A 14,611-nucleotide genomic window follows, 5' to 3' on the forward strand; every position below is an offset into this window, starting at 1 on the left:
CTACTAGTTTTTAGGGATATACATTTTTTCTACAATACGCACAGGTTTCCCAACACTGGCTATAGCTAATTTAATATCGCGTGGGGTATATTGCGTAAAATGAAAAATACTTGCTGCGGCAACAGCTTCAATATGGCTTTTTGAAAATAATTCTTTAAAATGATCTAAATTTCCAGCTCCGCCTGAAACAACGATGGGTACATGTATGATTTTTTCAACTATATTAACCAACTCAATATCAAAACCGTTCATCATTCCATCACTGTTGACTGAAGTTAAAATAATTTCACCAAAGTTATATGATTTTATGTGTTCGAGGAATTCAAATAAATCGATGGTTTTGCCTAATCTATTAAATAAATAATACTTGCCATCACCCTCTTTAATAGCATCAACTGCTAATGTTAGGCACTGATTTCCGAATACTTGTGACGCTTTATTAATAAACTCAGGTTCTTCTATGATTTTACTTTTAAGAACAACCTTGTCTGCTCCAATGGCTAATAAATCATGAATGTCTTCAATGTTTTTTATACCACCTCCTAACGCAACAGGCATAAAACATTCATTAATAATTAGTTTTGCTAACTGCAAATTCATTTTACGCTTTTTATCAGACGCATAAATGTCTAAAAACACTAATTCGTCAACATTACGAGAGTTATAAACTTTAGCAGCTTGCACTGCATTTCCTACCATTCTTGGGTTAGGCGCAAAACCTTTAGTTTTTACTAACCCAAAACCATTAAAAGTTAAAATAGGTATAACTCTACACTTTAGCATATCTTTCTAAAATTTTTTTTAATAATATCATGCCTCCATCTTGACTTTTTTCTGGATGAAACTGCATAGCATAAATATTATCCTTTTGAAGTCCAGCAACCAATTCACCATCATAATTTACCCACATGGTAACATCTTTAGAATTTGTAGCATTAAAATGATAACTATGAATAAAATAATAATCAAGATTATTAAATTCACTATAAAACTCATCCAATACATCCGTTTGTATGGTATTCCACCCCAAGTGAGGTACTCTATGCCCTTTTTTAGGAATGATTTTAATAACGCCCCCTTCTATCCATCCCAATCCTTCTATGTGCTCTGGTTCGGTCCCATAGGTTGCTATTAACTGCATTCCTAAACAAATGCCTAAAAAAGGTTTTTTATTTACGACTACTTCGTTAGTTAGCAAATCTATCAAACCTAACTCATTAAGGTTTTCCATTCCCTTTTTAAAAGACCCGACTCCCGGAAGTAAAATGAAATCTGCTTTTTTTATTTCGTCATGGTCATTTGTAATAATACTTGGGTAACCAAGCTTTTTCAATACTTTTTGTACTGACGCTACATTACCCATTCCATATTTTACAATAGCTATTACCATTATTTAATTTCGAAATTTCTTATTAAATTTCCTTTGCTGTCTTTTTCAAAAACGCCATCATCATTCATTTTAAAAAGGACTGGATTTGTATACGAATCTATAATCTCATCTATTTCTTCTTTAGACATTCCAGAATATTCAATAAAAGCATTCACAGAAAGATATGGGTATTTACCATCATATTCCATGACTAATTTTTTTCCTTCTTCTCTGGTTAATCGTTTATTTCTAATATCAATACAAGCATGGTCTGTAGCTCTCCCAAAACCATATTTTACAAATTTTAAATAATCATGAAGTCCATGCATAGCTTCATCTAGGTTTTCATAATTTGTATAGGTTCCTTCTACTGGCCCATCTTCTTTTATCTGAAAACCATGATTCATTATAACTTCGAGTTGTTTGCGTGCATCCCAGAAAAAATAATGGCCTAAAAATAAGCTGGTAATACCATTTGATTCCAATTCTTCATCTGAAGGGTAAAAATAAGGAGTTAATTCCTTAGCTGTTAGTCCATCAACACCAATCATATCTTGAATTCGGTTTCCTAATAACCCACCAAATTCTTCTAACCATCTACGTGTTAATCTGTTTTTTTCAATACTTTCAAGAGGTCCTCCATATTCTTGTTGCGGGTTTTCTCCCCAAATTATTAAAGGAATATTAAATTTTACAGCAATGTTTATTGGAATCGTAAAAATTCCTATATGATTTGGCCACATTTCATCTCCTACTCGAATAAAGCCTTCTTTAACCATTGAGCGGTATGCTTTGTAATTCTTTTTAAAATGAATAACATCAATACCCATTTTAGAAATGTTATCCAAATTACGTTGTCCTAATTCGGTAACATTAGTAGTTTCAAAACAAACACAAAGCGGATTCATCCCACAAACTTCTTTCATAAAATATGCTTGATATGTTGAATCTTTGCCTCCACTTACCGGTATTAAGCAATCATACCCTATTTCGTCATCTTTAAGCTTAAACTTGTTTATAATAGTGTAAAAATCCTTTTCTCTTTGTTTCCAATCAATACCATCATGTTTAGATTCCGCGGCAATACATGCAGAACATACTCCTTGATTATTAAAGTGTAAATCTGGTTTTGTTTCAGGAAACAAACATACTTTACAATATCTTACTTCTATATCCATAATTACTTTTTTAATTTGTATTTTAATTCTAACATGTCCCAATCATCTAGTGTGTCAACGTCTTGAGCTTCATATTCTTTTAATTCAATATATCCTGTATTTGAGGTAAATACCTTTTTTTCTGAAAGAAACGCTTCCGTGTTTAACCAATAAAATTGTCCGGAATCGTGAAAACATGGTTCTAAATCTTGGGATCTTGTATTGATGTGTTCAACCTCTCTCATTTGTAATAAGCCATCAACATCTTTTAACGCTCTTTGAATAGGATATGTAAATCTAATTACCGGAACAACTGTTTTAAACTTTTGTTTAGCTAAAACATGAAACGCTTCAATAATTTTATTGGGAGTTATTAGTGCTGCTGTCGGTAAAAAACAGCAAATGTTTTTGAATACTTTACCTGCTTTAGTATAATGGTCAATAACTTCTATTAGTACATCTGACAATGTTGCATAATCATTCGCATTGTCGGTGCTTCTAAAAAAAGGCACGGTTGCTCCAAATGCCTTGGCTGTATTCGCGATTTCTTCATCATCAGTAGATACCATTATTTCATCAAAAAGATTGCTTCTTAGTGCTGCATCTATAACATACGCAATAATAGGTTTTCCATTAAAACTCTTAATGTTTTTTTTGGGAATGCGCTTACTGCCACCTCTGGCTGGTATAATTGCTAAATTAGCCATTAATGTATGATAATACTTTTTCTATTACGAATGATTGCTCTTCATTTGACAAACTGGGGTACATGGGTAAACTAACACATTTAGAATAATAATTTTCCGAATGATTTAAATTGGTATTTTCATACCCAATAGTTTTATAATATGGCAGCATATGTACTGGTATATAATGTATTTGAGCAAAAATATTATGGGATCTTAAAAAATCATATAAGCCCTTTCTGTCTGATACTTCTATAACAAATAGATGATGTGCATTATAAGTGTCTTGCGGGAGGCTTTGGTGTTTTATTTTATTTTTAAATGCTTTTTTATATTTATCCGCAATTTCATTTCTCCTTTTTACACCTATATCGTTCTTGGCGAGCTGCGTAATGCCTAAAGCAGATTGTATATCTGTTAATCTGTAATTAAAACCAAGTTCTTGCATCTCGTAATACCAGCCACCATGATTTTCTTCCATATTATCTTTGGTAATACCATGAGTTCTGAGCAAAGAAAGTTTCTTATAAAATTTTTCAGAATTTGTGGTTATCATACCTCCTTCTCCACAAGCAATATGTTTTACAGGATGAAACGAAAAAACACCAATATCGGCATAATTTCCATTTCCACACATTTGTTTGTTTCCTTTAGAATCTTTAAAAAAGCCTCCCGGTGCATGACAAGCATCTTCAATAATCCATAAATTATGTAGCTTAGCTAGTTCTTTAAATCTTTCCAAATCTACTGGCAAACCTGCAAAATCAACAGGGATGATTCCTTTGAAAAAACCTTTTGGTTTGCTTTCAATTAGTTTTTTAGTGCTTTCTAAAGATAAAAGATAAGTATCTGGGTCTATATCAGCAAACCAAACTTCACCTCCTGTATATCTAACACAATTAGCCGATGCAGCAAAGGTAATTGGTGTTGTAATAACTCGTTCGCCCTTTTTTAAACCCAATGCTAAAACGGCTAAATGTAAACCAGATGTGGCATTATTTACAGCTACAGCATATTTTACACCTATATATTCAGCAAATTTTTCTTCAAACTCTTTGACTTTAGGGCCTTGTGTTAAAAAATCTGCATTAAGTGCTTTTACAACTGCATCAATGTCGTCTTGTTCAATGTACTGTCTTCCGTAAGGTATTATTTTATTTTCCATCATACTTCAAAAGTAGCATCCACATGTTCTTTAATTAACTCTCTTAAGCTCTCAACCGTTTCCCATTCTTCATTTTCTCCAGAATTATAACTAAATCCTAATTTCACTTTTTTAGCATTAAATTTCTTAATAAAATCATTTAAATCCCATTCATGCATTGTTGGTAAAATGGCATAATATTTTCCTAAATCATAAGTATAAAATGAATCGGATGGTGTTATCATTTCTTCATGAACTTTTTCTCCAGGACGAATTCCAACAACTGGTTTTTCACAATTTGGCCCAATAGCTTCAGCAACATCCATAATTTTATAAGAAGGGATTTTAGGAACAAATAATTCTCCACCCCAAGCATGTTCTAACGCATGCATCACCATATCTACACCTCCCTGTAATGAAATATTAAAACGGGTCATGTTAGGGTCTGTTATTGGTAATTTATTCTCTAGAGTTTTTTTATTAATAAAGAATGGAATTACTGATCCGTTGGACCCCATAACATTCCCATATCTTACAACAGAAAATTTAATTGGGTTTTGACCTTTAATATTATTTGCTGCTATAAAAAGTTTATCTGAGGTTAATTTTGTAGCACCATATAAGTTTATAGGTGCACATGCTTTATCGGTAGATAAGGCTACTACTCGTTCAACTTTCGTTTTCAAACAAGCCTCAACTACATTTTCCGCACCCCCAATATTCGTTTTAATACATTCATCAGGGTTATACTCTGCTATATGAACATGTTTCATTGCAGCGGCATGAATTACATAATTTACACCCTGAAAAGCTCTTGTTAAACGTTCTCTATCTCTAACATCTCCAATGAAATATCTTATTTGTGGAAATTTATCCTCTGGATATTCTTGAGCCATTTGAAACTGCTTCTGCTCATCTCTTGAATAGATTATAAGTCTTCTTGTTTTAGGGTATTTAGTCAGAATATGACTTGTTAATGCTTTGCCAAGAGAACCTGTTCCTCCAGTAATCAATATTGATTTTCCGTTTAAATCTAGCATGTTTTTTTATTCTAAATTAAATTATTTTTTATAACCTCTTTTAATAATTTTCTATTTTAAATTTTAGTTTTTCTATTTATGACAATTGAATATATACCAATTATACAAATCATTTATTCCTTCTTCAAGTTCAATTGTATGTCTCCAGCCTAAATCATTTAACTTAGAAACATCTGTCAGTTTTTGCAAAGTCCCATCTGGTTTTTCGGTATTAAAAACTAAATCACCTTTGAAGCCAACTATATTCTTAATTGTTTCAGCAAGTTCTTTAATAGAAATATCCTTACCGGTTCCAATATTGATATGGGTATTTTTGATTTCTACATTTTCATGAGATTCTGAAACAAGTTCAGAATGACAATCACTAAAATCTCTGTTCTCCATTAAAAACACGCAGGCATCGGCCATATCTTCACTCCATAAAAATTCACGTCTTGGTTTTCCGGAACCCCATATTTCAACACTATTTTCAGAAACACCAAATTTGTTTAAATATTTTTTAGCGTCTTCAATAGAATTGGCTCCTAAATCTTTAATCACTTCATCATATTTTGATTCAGATAATAACTTTGCTAAGTGGATTTTACGAATAAGTGCTGGCAATACATGTGATTTCTCTAAGTCAAAATTATCATTAGGACCATATAAATTGGTTGGCATAACCGATATAAAATTGGTTCCGTATTGTAAATTGTAACTTTCACACATTTTTATTCCTGCTATTTTTGCAATTGCATATGGTTCATTGGTGTATTCTAAAGTATCAGTTAACAGATACTCTTCTTTCATGGGTTGTGGTGCGTTTTTAGGATAAATACAAGTGCTTCCTAAAAACAATAGCTTTTTAACTTTATGTAAATAACTTTGATGAATCACATTGTTTTGAATCATCATATTTTCATAAATAAAATCTGCCCTGTATATATTGTTAGCCACAATGCCTCCAACCTTAGCCGCTGCTAAAAACACGTACTCGGGATGTTCTTTTTCAAAAAATGAAGCAACAGCTATTTGATTTGTCAAATCTAATTCCTTGTGCGTCCGTGTAACAATATTATTATAGCCTTTATCCTGGAGATTTTTTAAAATAGCACTTCCCACCAAACCTCGGTGCCCTGCAACATAAATTTTGGAATTCTTATTCATTCAGTTTTCTATTCCTTTACTAATTTAATTGTCACCCCGAGCGTAGTCGAGGGCGCAAAATTTAAGATTTATATTTAAAATGTGTAGCATTTCTGCACTCTGCTAGTATTTGTAACATTTCAAAATCTCCTTTAATTAATGCTTCTTTCTTTTTCTTACTCCATTTTTTAAGAGTCTTTTCAAAGGTAATAGCCTGCTTAGGTTCCAAAAATTCTTGACTAAAACCAATATTACAGGTCTCCTTTTATAGGTGTAGGTACTTTTTAATACTCCTACATTATGCTCATAAACTCTTCTTTCTATATTATTTGTTATCCCAGTATACAAGGAATTATCACTACAACGTACTATATAAACATAATAAAGTTTCATCCACTATGTTACTTTTCTTTTAGACGTATAAAAATATTATTCCCTCGACTGCGCTCGGGATGACATTATTCGAAATAATTCATGATTTTATATCCACCATCTTTCAAATACTGCTGCTTCTTCATGAGCTTAACGTCACTTTGCATCATATCTTTTACCAAGGCCTGTAAATCATACTCTGGAACCCATCCTAACTTTTCTTTCGCTTTCGTGGCATCACCTATTAACAAGTCCACTTCTGTTGGTCTGAAATATTTAGGATCTACAGAAAGCACTTCTTTTCCTACTGGTAATTGATACTCCGTATTGTTACAAGATTTTACAAAGGCCTTTTCATCTACTCCTTTTCCTTTAAATTCTAATTCTATGCCAACTTCAGCAAAACTCATTTTAACAAAATCACGTACTGTTGTTGTTTTATTGGTCGCAATCACCCAATCTTCAGCTTCATCTGCTTGAAGAATCATCCACATCATACGAACATAATCTTTGGCATGACCCCAGTCACGTTGTGCATCCAAGTTTCCTAGATAAAATTTATCCTGAAGACCTAAAGCTATCCTTGAAGACGCTCTTGTAATTTTTCGTGTCACAAAAGTCTCTCCTCGAATAGGCGACTCATGATTAAATAAAATACCGTTACACGCAAACATACCGTATGCTTCTCTATAGTTTACAGTTATCCAATAGGCATACATTTTTGCTACAGCATAAGGGCTTCTCGGATAAAATGGAGTTATTTCGGTTTGAGGAACTTCTTGAACTTTACCATACAATTCTGATGTAGAGGCTTGATAAATTCTTGTTTTCTTTTCCATTCCTAAAAGCCTAATGGCCTCTAAAAGTCTTAAAGTACCTATACCATCAGCATTTGCAGTATATTCTGGCATCTCAAAAGACACGTGAACATGGCTCATAGCTGCCAAATTATAAATTTCATCAGGCTGAACTTCTTGAATCAACCGCGTTAAGTTGGTACTATCTGTTAAATCGCCATAATGAAGAAAAAAGTTTCTGTTTTCAATATGAGGATCTTGATACAAATGATCTATTCTATCAGTGTTAAACAATGAGGACCGTCTTTTCACGCCATGAACTTCATATCCTTTTTTTAATAAAAATTCACTTAAATAAGCGCCATCTTGACCTGTTACCCCTGTTATTAAGGCTACTTTCTTTTTCATCTATTTTCTATTTATATTGAGCTTAACAACTCCTTTGCAAAAATACCATAATACTTTATCTAAGCAAGATAATTCATACTAATTAATACTGTCATTGGTTGCTTATCGGTATTTATCTATTGTATGTAGACTATCTTCAAACAAGAATAATAGAAGCCTTCAACATAACTTAATCTTTCCTTTCTAAGCCTATAATGCCTTACACAATTCCCTTTTTTCCTTATAACTTTAGCTCTATGAAATTAACATTTTTTTTTGAACCAAAAGAAGTCTAAAATTAATTTACAACACACTTTTTAAGAGTTCTTTCTAGACTCAAACTCCAATCTAATATAGAAACAGCAAACTGGCTTCTAATTTTCACTTTGCTTAAAACGCTGTATCTAGGTCGCTTTGCAGGTGTTGGATAATCAGTTGTTACAATGGAAACAACTTTTATCTTTTTATGATATAATTCAAAAATCGCCTTAGCAAACTCATACCAGCTCACCACTCCTTCATTGCTATAATGATAAATACCATAAGATTCACTTTTAGAATCGATAATGGTTAATATAACTTCTGCTAAATCTCCTGCATAAGTAGGTGTCCCAATTTGGTCCCCAACTACGCTAATTTCATCTCTTGTTTCGGCTAATCGTAACATAGTTTTCATGAAATTCTGACCATACTCAGAATACAACCATGAGGTTCTTATAATAAAATGTTCTTTTAATAATTGCTGTATTTCAACTTCTCCCTGCAATTTAGACGCTCCATACACGCTAATTGGATTAGCAACATCTGTTTCTATGTAAGGCTCACTTTTTTCACCATCAAATACAAAGTCTGTGGAAATATGAATTAAAACAACTCCGTACTCGTTACATGCTAAAGCTACATTTTTTGCTCCTCTTGCATTGATATCAAAAGCTTTATCAATTTCATTTTCCGCCTTATCAACAGCTGTATAAGCTGCACAATTGATGCAATAATTTATTTGTTTATTAGCTTTAAAAAAAGCTTGAACTTGATTTAAATCACAAATATTCAGTTCCAAAAAATCTGTATAAATAACATCTAAATTGGCATACTTTTTTTCAACATCTTTTATACAGCTTGCTAATTGTCCATGGCTTCCAGTGACCAAAATAGTTGTCATAAAACAGCTTCTTTTAAGGTTGGCAATTTTAAATCTTTTTCAGAAATGATGAATTCTTTTTCATCAAATTTCCAATCTATATTTAAATCTTTATCATTATAAATAATACCCCTTTCAAATTCCTTATTATAAAAATTATCACATTTATACGAAAAGATTGCAGAGTCACTTAACACAATAAAGCCATGAGCAAAGCCTCGTGGAATAAATAATTGTGCTTTATTTTCTTCCGATAGCTCCAACGATACATACTCTCCAAAAGTGGGAGAATCTTTTCTAATATCTACAGCAATATCTAAGACATTTCCTTTTATAACTCTTACCAATTTTGCTTGGGCATACTCTCCTACTTGATAATGTAAGCCTCTTAAAGCACCTTTAGTAGAGAAAGATTCATTATCCTGATTAAAATTAATCTCCAGCCCTACTAAATCATTAAATTTTTTTTGGTTGAAACTTTCAAAAAAATAACCTCTGCTATCTCCAAAAACTTTAGGCTCCAATATAAAACAACCTTTTAATTTAGTTTCTTTTATAACCATGTATTTTTCTATTCTCTAAAATTATTCATTAATGGGATTTCTCCTAACGTCGAAATGACAAAACAGCATCTTACAAATCTCTGTCATTCCGAACACAGTGAGGAATCTCATCCCTTTATAATAAAGCCATCACCCTTTGCGATGTAATAAACCTAATAAATTCTTCCCATAACCGCTTTTTAATAAGGGCTCTGCTAAAGCTATAAATTGATCTTCATTGATAAATCCCATCTCGTAAGCTGCGCCTTCAATAGCGCCAATTTTTAAACCTTGTCGTTCTTCAATAACCTCCACAAATTGAGACGCCTGCATTAAGGATTGAAAGGTTCCAGTATCTAACCAAGCGGTTCCTCTATCCAAAATACTTACGTTAAGCTTTCCTTGCTTTAAATATTCTTTATTTACATCGGTTATTTCCAGCTCCCCTCTATGGCTTGGCTTGATGTTTTTGGCTATTTCAACTACCGAATTATCATAAAAATAAACACCCGGAACTGCATAATTTGATTTTGGCTCTTTAGGCTTTTCTTCAATTGATATGACATGACCATCATTACTAAATTCTACTACACCATAACGCTCTGGATCATGCACTCGATAAGCGTAAATAATACCTCCTTCGGGATCATTATTTTCTTGTAAAAGTTTTGCTAAACCTGTTCCATAAAAAATATTATCTCCTAAAATTAAAGCAACTTTATCTTTTCCAATAAAATCTTCACCTATAATAAATGCCTCAGCTAATCCGTTTGGATGTTCTTGAACGGCATATTCAAATCTACAGCCATACTTTTTGCCATCACCCAACAACTCTTTGAATAACGGTAAATCTTTCGGGGTTGAAATTATTAATACTTCATTAATCCCAGCATACATTAAAGTAGAAAGCGGATAGTAAATCATAGGTTTATCATAAATAGGCATGAGCTGCTTACTTACTGATAATGTTAAGGGGTGAAGCCTTGTTCCTGAGCCGCCTGCTAATATAATTCCTTTCATCTAGTTATATTGCTTTTGATAATACTTTTGATATTCCCCTGAAGTTACATTTTTTAGCCAATCTTCATTGTTTAAATACCAATCTATTGTTAAAGAAAGTCCTTCTTCAAAAGTCACAGAAGGTTTCCAACCCAATTCTTTGTTTATTTTTGAGGCATCTATAGCATATCTTAAATCATGCCCAGGACGGTCTTTAACATAAGCAATTAGCTTTTGTGATGTCCCTTCTGGTCTATTTAATTTATAGTCCATCTGTTTACATAACAACTTAACCAAATCTATATTTTTCCATTCGTTGAAACCACCAATATTATAAGTTTCTCCAATAGTTCCCTTATGAAAAATCAAATCAATAGCTCTGGCATGATCAATCACATATAGCCAATCTCTGGTATAATTACCGTCTCCATAAACAGGCAATGATTTATTATTGATGATATTATTGATAAATAAAGGAATTAACTTTTCAGGGAATTGATTTTGTCCATAATTATTTGAACAATTGGTAATAAGATATGGCAAGTTATACGTTTCGCCATAAGCTCTTACAAAATGATCAGAACTGGCCTTTGATGCTGAATAGGGAGAATTCGGATTATATGAGGTTTTTTCTGTAAACAATCCTGCTTCCCCTAAAGTTCCATAAACTTCATCAGTACTTATGTGATAAAACAATTTATTATTAAAGTCATCTTTCCAAGTATTTTTAAATGCGTTTAAAAGAATCATGCTGCCTATCACATTCGTTTTAACAAAGGCTAAGGGGTCTTTTATGGATCTGTCTACATGAGACTCTGCTGCTAAATGAATCACCCTATCAAACTTATATGCTTCAAATATGCTGCTTATAAATACTTCGTCTGTTATATCACCTTTTAAAAAAGTATAATTCGATTTATCTTCAATGTCTTTTAAGTTCTCTAAATTACCAGCATAAGTAAGGGCGTCCAAATTAAAAATAAGGTAATTTGGATATTTTTCCACAAATAGTCTCACTACATGTGACCCAATAAATCCCGCACCACCAGTAACTAATATATTCATTTATTAGTTTTTAAATTTCTCTAAAAATTTAATAAACTCTAAACCTAACAAGGCTATAAAAGTTAGAAAAACAAGTGCTATAACATAAAACCTTTTAGCGCTGATTGATTTTCCAAATATTACCTTTGTTTTATCTATTATACCACTTTCTTGCTTACTAGATATTACTTCAATAACATATTTTTTGTCAGCTTGTTTTCTTCTATTTTCAACCAACTTCTCTCTTATTTCTAAATCACTTTTATACAAATCAAATTCTTTTGTTTTATCAGTTTGGGTAGATCCTTCAATTGTTATACTCGTTTGTGCTGTTTTTTCTTTATCTATTACCTTCTCTAATACACGCTTATAGGTGTTTTGTAGAGAATCCGATTGTTTTAAAGCCTCTAAAAGAGTTTCTTCTTCTCCTTCTAATTGTGTTAAATCCTTTTCCTGTTCTCTTTTAAAGAATTCATTAGTATCTATATTATCAATGATCTTATCAAATACTTTTTTAAAATTATTTCTTGCCTTTGCTTTTATTTCAATTTGCTGATACTTGTAAGTATAAGCTTCTGAATTGCTTATAAAATCTTCATAAGTTACTTTTGAAGCAACGGTAGAATCTAATGTTTTGATATAAGCATCAAAATTTTGAAGTTTTTCATTTTCTGTAACAACAGGCTTTATATCGAAACCTAAAATAGAAGCAGCTTCTGATTCTTCTATATTCAGTGATTTTTTTAGCGTGCCTACATCATTTTGATTTACTAAATCTTGGTAGTAACCAATAGAACTATATAAGTTTTCACCTGTTCGATAGTTTTGCTTAATTGTGGCAGACGATTTATAGACTGGTTCTGTGGTTTTTTCTAATAAAAACCCTAAACCTATACCAACAGCTGCTGCAATTATAAATTTTAAAGTATGTTTTTTAATAAAAAACACAAACCATACAAATGCTAAAAATATATTCTTTAAAATGCTTCCAATAAACTTAAAAAAACGGTCAAAAGCATTTCCAATTAATTTGAATAATTGTCCTAAATCGACTTCTTCTGATTGCTGTGGTTCTGGCAATTCTTTACTCATAATTATATATTTGTGTTAGTTAAATAGTTGTTCTAATATTTTTCTGGTTATTAAATATGTTGGTTTTACTCCTGAAGTCCCTAAGCCACCTGATGCTAAAGTGCTACCTGTTTCTAACGGATTATCACTAGCATAATAAGCATATCTTACTTTAACATTAGGACTTATACTTCCCCTCACTTTTGAAGCCGATTGAATGGCTTTTTGGTAATGGGCTCCTTCCATTTCCAAACCAATGACACTCCAGGTTGAGTTAAAAAAGAATTTTAAAATATCTTTGTTTTGTAATGAGGTTCCTAAAACGGTGATCATAGCGCCTTCATACACATCAACCCCTTGTCCTTCAAGGTCTGTTTTTGATAACTCATTTTTAAAAGGATAATTGTCTGCAGTTCCTTCAAAAATGTGGGCTGTTGGAATCATAATGTCTCCTTTGCCTCCTTCTAAAATACCTGCTTTTCCCATAATAGAAACAGATTCTACATTAAGATGTACTTTTTTCCCTTTTGCTTTATAAGGCTTTAGCAATTCATCTATGGTTTCATAAGCTTGCTCACCAAACGCATAATCCATAACAAGAATTACCGGTTTTTCAGATTTTATAACAGCTTCATTAGCTTGAATATCTACATTTGAAAAATCAATTTTAGCTGTGTCAAAAATTTGAACGTCAATATTGGTTCCAGATTTATCTGCAATAAATATCATTCCGTTTTGTAACGCTTCTTTGGTTACTTTATTACGTAAATCACTATTGCTACCAATACTTAAAGCTTCATATATTTCAAAAATAGCCTTTTTGGCAAGAAGAGGTTTTAAGGCTTTTGGAGCAAACAACGAATTCATTACACTATGCATGTTTGCGCTAATGATATGAATTGGCCTGTCTAATAAATCATTTTTAAAAAGTACTTCTTTTATGTCATCTGCCCAAACTTCTCCATGAATATGATGCCCTAACCGTTCTCTTAAAACAGGGCTAAAAGTAATGGTTCTCTTATTGTTGTTTATCTGTTCTTCAATGGCTAATTTTCCTAACCAATAAATAATGTGAAGCAATCTCTCTGGCTGAGAATCCGTAGCAAAATCGTCATAAATTTCTTGTAATTCATTAAAGGTTCTTCCTAAAATATTTGCCATATGGGTTATGGCTATTTCTCGCTCTTGTTGGGTTAGTTTTTTTCTTGATAAAGCAGCACTTTCAAGTTTCACCCAATCTCTGGTAGTAGAACCAATTTCATCTATTAAAACACGATTGCTGATTTTATGTGATTCAATAAAAAGAAAGGTTAAATGCGTTAAAATATCGTAGATTTCTGAACGCCCACGAGTAATTTCAATATTCATTTGTTCAGAATCTATCCTATAACAATTACGCCTTCTTTTTTCTGGAATTATTGGTACAAAATGTGAGTTTGAATATCCTTCATCGCTTGTTAAATTAATAAAAGTGCATTCTTCTATGCCTTGAGGAAGTCTTTCAATTACATAAAGTAACCCGTTTAGTTCTGCCTTTTCATCTCCTATTGACCCATAAATTTCAGGACGTAATAATAATAATGATTGCCTTAAGGTTTCGCCAGAAATTCCCATGGGTTTATAAAAACCCCTGTTAAACAAATGACGCATAGTGATATACATTCGTTCAATGGCATTTGTACTTTCTTGAGCTCTAGTTCGCTCGTGTCTTTTTTTATCTTTCATACATTTTTTACT

General features: G+C 32.1%; 15 protein-coding genes. All 15 read right to left on the bottom strand.

All coding sequences use genetic code 11. The features are described from left to right. Nucleotides 1-3 precede the first annotated feature (3 nt). The 15 genes from hisF to V8G69_RS02315 all read right to left on the bottom strand — a co-directional run bounded on the left by hisF (nucleotide 4) and on the right by V8G69_RS02315 (nucleotide 14,599). Entirely contained in the window at nucleotides 4-783 is a 780-nt protein-coding gene (gene hisF / locus V8G69_RS02245) for an imidazole glycerol phosphate synthase subunit HisF (RefSeq protein ID WP_394880088.1), read from the bottom strand. Beyond that, entirely contained in the window at nucleotides 770-1,390 is a 621-nt protein-coding gene (gene hisH / locus V8G69_RS02250) for an imidazole glycerol phosphate synthase subunit HisH (RefSeq protein ID WP_394880089.1), read from the bottom strand. The genes hisF and hisH overlap by 14 nt, the downstream gene beginning before the upstream one ends. After that, complete coding sequence (locus V8G69_RS02255; RefSeq protein ID WP_394880090.1) at nucleotides 1,390-2,547, bottom strand: N-acetyl sugar amidotransferase; 1,158 nt, start codon at nucleotides 2,545-2,547, stop codon at nucleotides 1,390-1,392. The genes hisH and V8G69_RS02255 overlap by 1 nt, the downstream gene beginning before the upstream one ends. A 2-nt stretch (nucleotides 2,548-2,549) precedes the next feature. After that, complete coding sequence (gene pseF / locus V8G69_RS02260) at nucleotides 2,550-3,233, bottom strand: pseudaminic acid cytidylyltransferase (RefSeq protein ID WP_394880092.1); 684 nt, start codon at nucleotides 3,231-3,233, stop codon at nucleotides 2,550-2,552. Then, the gene (pseC, locus tag V8G69_RS02265) at nucleotides 3,226-4,380 is read right to left on the bottom strand and encodes a UDP-4-amino-4,6-dideoxy-N-acetyl-beta-L-altrosamine transaminase (RefSeq protein WP_394880093.1); all 1,155 of its coding nucleotides are present in this window, start codon (nucleotides 4,378-4,380) and stop codon (nucleotides 3,226-3,228) included. The genes pseF and pseC overlap by 8 nt, the downstream gene beginning before the upstream one ends. Continuing rightward, a complete protein-coding gene (pseB, locus tag V8G69_RS02270) occupies nucleotides 4,377-5,396 on the bottom strand; it encodes a UDP-N-acetylglucosamine 4,6-dehydratase (inverting) (protein ID WP_394880094.1) in 1,020 nt (339 codons plus the stop codon). The genes pseC and pseB overlap by 4 nt, the downstream gene beginning before the upstream one ends. Nucleotides 5,397-5,468: 72 nt before the next feature. Beyond that, nucleotides 5,469-6,542, bottom strand: a complete 1,074-nt coding sequence (locus tag V8G69_RS02275; protein WP_394880095.1) for a GDP-L-fucose synthase family protein — start codon at nucleotides 6,540-6,542, stop codon at nucleotides 5,469-5,471. 135 nt (nucleotides 6,543-6,677) lie between these two features. Further along, complete coding sequence (locus V8G69_RS02280) at nucleotides 6,678-6,914, bottom strand: GIY-YIG nuclease family protein (protein WP_394880096.1); 237 nt, start codon at nucleotides 6,912-6,914, stop codon at nucleotides 6,678-6,680. Nucleotides 6,915-6,979: 65 nt separating this feature from the next. After that, complete coding sequence (gene gmd / locus V8G69_RS02285) at nucleotides 6,980-8,098, bottom strand: GDP-mannose 4,6-dehydratase (RefSeq protein WP_394880098.1); 1,119 nt, start codon at nucleotides 8,096-8,098, stop codon at nucleotides 6,980-6,982. Between the two features lie 277 nt (nucleotides 8,099-8,375). After that, a complete protein-coding gene (rfbD, locus tag V8G69_RS02290; protein WP_394880100.1) occupies nucleotides 8,376-9,239 on the bottom strand; it encodes a dTDP-4-dehydrorhamnose reductase in 864 nt (287 codons plus the stop codon). After that, nucleotides 9,236-9,781 carry a dTDP-4-dehydrorhamnose 3,5-epimerase gene (rfbC, locus tag V8G69_RS02295; RefSeq protein ID WP_394880101.1) on the bottom strand — a complete coding sequence of 182 codons (546 nt, stop codon included), beginning with the start codon at nucleotides 9,779-9,781 and terminating at the stop codon, nucleotides 9,236-9,238. The genes rfbD and rfbC overlap by 4 nt, the downstream gene beginning before the upstream one ends. A 129-nt stretch (nucleotides 9,782-9,910) precedes the next feature. Continuing rightward, a complete protein-coding gene (gene rfbA / locus V8G69_RS02300; protein WP_394880102.1) occupies nucleotides 9,911-10,780 on the bottom strand; it encodes a glucose-1-phosphate thymidylyltransferase RfbA in 870 nt (289 codons plus the stop codon). After that, nucleotides 10,781-11,824: a dTDP-glucose 4,6-dehydratase gene (gene rfbB / locus V8G69_RS02305; protein WP_394880103.1), complete on the bottom strand. Its 1,044-nt coding sequence runs from the start codon at nucleotides 11,822-11,824 to the stop codon at nucleotides 10,781-10,783. It lies immediately after the preceding gene. 3 nt (nucleotides 11,825-11,827) lie between these two features. Then, nucleotides 11,828-12,895, bottom strand: a complete 1,068-nt coding sequence (locus V8G69_RS02310) for a hypothetical protein (protein WP_394880104.1) — start codon at nucleotides 12,893-12,895, stop codon at nucleotides 11,828-11,830. A 15-nt stretch (nucleotides 12,896-12,910) separates the two neighbouring features. Beyond that, nucleotides 12,911-14,599, bottom strand: coding sequence for a DUF6909 family protein (locus V8G69_RS02315; protein WP_394880105.1), 1,689 nt, complete (start codon nucleotides 14,597-14,599; stop codon nucleotides 12,911-12,913). Between the last annotated feature and the right edge of the window lie 12 nt (nucleotides 14,600-14,611).

Origin of the sequence: Gaetbulibacter sp. M235, assembly GCF_043876835.1 — a bacterium.
GTDB lineage: Bacteria > Bacteroidota > Bacteroidia > Flavobacteriales > Flavobacteriaceae > Yeosuana.

Bases quoted from the DNA above. Each gene is read 5' to 3' on its own strand.
- V8G69_RS02275 (WP_394880095.1), bottom strand. From the start codon at position 6,542: ATGAATAAGAATTCCAAAATTTATGTTGCAGGGCACCGAGGTTTGGTG.
- rfbC (WP_394880101.1), bottom strand. From the start codon at position 9,781: ATGGTTATAAAAGAAACTAAATTAAAAGGTTGTTTTATATTGGAGCCT.
- pseC (WP_394880093.1), bottom strand. From the start codon at position 4,380: ATGATGGAAAATAAAATAATACCTTACGGAAGACAGTACATTGAACAA.
- V8G69_RS02315 (WP_394880105.1), bottom strand. From the start codon at position 14,599: ATGAAAGATAAAAAAAGACACGAGCGAACTAGAGCTCAAGAAAGTACA.
- rfbB (WP_394880103.1), bottom strand. From the start codon at position 11,824: ATGAATATATTAGTTACTGGTGGTGCGGGATTTATTGGGTCACATGTA.
- V8G69_RS02255 (WP_394880090.1), bottom strand. From the start codon at position 2,547: ATGGATATAGAAGTAAGATATTGTAAAGTATGTTTGTTTCCTGAAACA.
- hisF (WP_394880088.1), bottom strand. From the start codon at position 783: ATGCTAAAGTGTAGAGTTATACCTATTTTAACTTTTAATGGTTTTGGG.
- gmd (WP_394880098.1), bottom strand. From the start codon at position 8,098: ATGAAAAAGAAAGTAGCCTTAATAACAGGGGTAACAGGTCAAGATGGC.
- pseB (WP_394880094.1), bottom strand. From the start codon at position 5,396: ATGCTAGATTTAAACGGAAAATCAATATTGATTACTGGAGGAACAGGT.
- V8G69_RS02310 (WP_394880104.1), bottom strand. From the start codon at position 12,895: ATGAGTAAAGAATTGCCAGAACCACAGCAATCAGAAGAAGTCGATTTA.
- pseF (WP_394880092.1), bottom strand. From the start codon at position 3,233: ATGGCTAATTTAGCAATTATACCAGCCAGAGGTGGCAGTAAGCGCATT.
- rfbD (WP_394880100.1), bottom strand. From the start codon at position 9,239: ATGACAACTATTTTGGTCACTGGAAGCCATGGACAATTAGCAAGCTGT.
- rfbA (WP_394880102.1), bottom strand. From the start codon at position 10,780: ATGAAAGGAATTATATTAGCAGGCGGCTCAGGAACAAGGCTTCACCCC.
- V8G69_RS02280 (WP_394880096.1), bottom strand. From the start codon at position 6,914: ATGAAACTTTATTATGTTTATATAGTACGTTGTAGTGATAATTCCTTG.
- hisH (WP_394880089.1), bottom strand. From the start codon at position 1,390: ATGGTAATAGCTATTGTAAAATATGGAATGGGTAATGTAGCGTCAGTA.